The organism is Rhizobacter sp. P2_H2 (genome assembly GCF_056403375.1).
In genome coordinates, this window is sequence record NZ_JBFUFP010001173.1 from 1 (window position 1) to 1,596 (window position 1,596).

Consider the following 1,596-nt stretch of genomic DNA (forward strand, 5'->3'; position numbering starts at 1 on the left):
CTGCTGATCGCCGACGAGCCGACCACCGCGCTCGACGTGACGATCCAGGCGCAGATCCTCGCGCTGATCCAGCAGCTGCAGCACGAGCTGTCGATGGGCGTGATCTTCATCACCCACGACATGGGCGTGGTCGCCGAGATCGCCGACCGCGTGCTGGTGATGCGGCGCGGCGACAGGATCGAATCGGGCGACTGCCGCGCGCTGTTCGCGCAGCCGCAGCAGGCGTATACGAAGGCGCTGCTGGCTGCGGTGCCGCAGCTGGGGGCCATGCAAGGGCAGGACCTGCCGGCACGCTTCGCACTGCCCGGCGATGAAGTGGTGGCCGCCACGCACCAGGTCACGATGCCCGACAGCGTGCGCGCCGACCTGCCGCCGGTGCTGTCGGTGCAGGGGCTCGTCACCCGCTTCCCGCTGCGCAGCGGCATCCTCGGCCGCGTGAAGCGCCAGGTGCACGCCGTCGAGCAGATCAGCTTCGAGCTGAAGGCGGGCGAGACGCTGGCGCTGGTCGGCGAATCGGGCTGCGGCAAATCGACCACCGGCCGCTCGCTCGCGCGGCTGGTGGCGCCGCTGGCCGGCCGCGTCGAGGTGGCGGGGCGCGACATCGCGCCGCTCGAAGGGGCCGCCTTGCAGGCGCTGCGCCGCGACATCCAGTTCGTGTTCCAGGATCCCTACGCGTCGCTCGACCCGCGGCTGACCGTCGGCTACAGCGTGATCGAGCCGCTGCTGATCCACAAGCTGATGCCGCAGAAGCAGGCCGAGGAGCGCGTGCGCTGGCTGCTCGAGAAGGTGGGCCTGCCGGCCGAGGCGGCGAACCGCTAYCCGCACGAGTTCTCCGGCGGGCAGCGCCAGCGCATCGCGATCGCGCGCGCGCTCGCGCTGAACCCGAAGGTGGTGATCGCCGACGAGGCCGTGTCGGCGCTCGACGTGTCGATCCGCGCGCAGATCGTCAACCTGCTGCTCGACCTGCAGCAGGAGTTCGGCATGGCCTACCTGTTCATCTCGCACGACATGGCGGTGGTGGAGCGCATCAGCCACCGCGTCGCGGTGATGTACCTGGGCCAGATCGTCGAGATCGGCCCGCGCCGCGCGGTGTTCGAGAATCCGCAGCATGCCTACACGCGGCGCCTGCTGGCCGCGGTGCCGGTGGCCGACCCGACGCGGCGCCGCCAGCGCGAACTGCTGTCCGACGAGATCGCGAGCCCGGTGCGCGCGGTCGGTGATCTGCCGACGGTGGCCCCGCTGCAGCAGGTCGCACCCGGTCACTTCGTGGCCCGCCATCCGGTGGGCGTCGCTTTCTGATCTTCTTGTTCTGCTCATTCAAAGCCAGGAGTACTCGATGAACCGACAACAGCTCTCCCGAATCGCCGCCGCGCTGGCACTGGCCGGCACCGCGCTGGCCGCCCAGGCCGCGAAGGACATCACGATCGCCGTCGCGTCGACCTTCACGACCACCGACCCGTACGACGCCAACGACACGCTGTCGCAGGCGGTCGCCAAGTCGTTCTACCAGGGCCTGTACGGCTTCGACAAGGACATGAAGATGGTGCCGGTGCTGGCCGAGAGCCACACCGCCAGCAAGGACGGCCTGGTCTACAC

The 1,596-nt window shown here is 69.9% G+C and carries 1 protein-coding gene and 1 pseudogene; both read left to right on the forward strand.

Features of this window, described 5'->3' with window-relative positions:
• Positions 1-1,299: dipeptide ABC transporter ATP-binding protein (locus tag AC1D15_RS31275; protein WP_477829099.1), on the forward strand; the 1,299-nt coding region annotated here is incomplete at its 5' end.
• Positions 1,300-1,336: 37 nt separating this feature from the next.
• A pseudogene (locus AC1D15_RS31280) lies at positions 1,337-1,596 on the forward strand (glutathione ABC transporter substrate-binding protein GsiB); the annotation flags it as partial.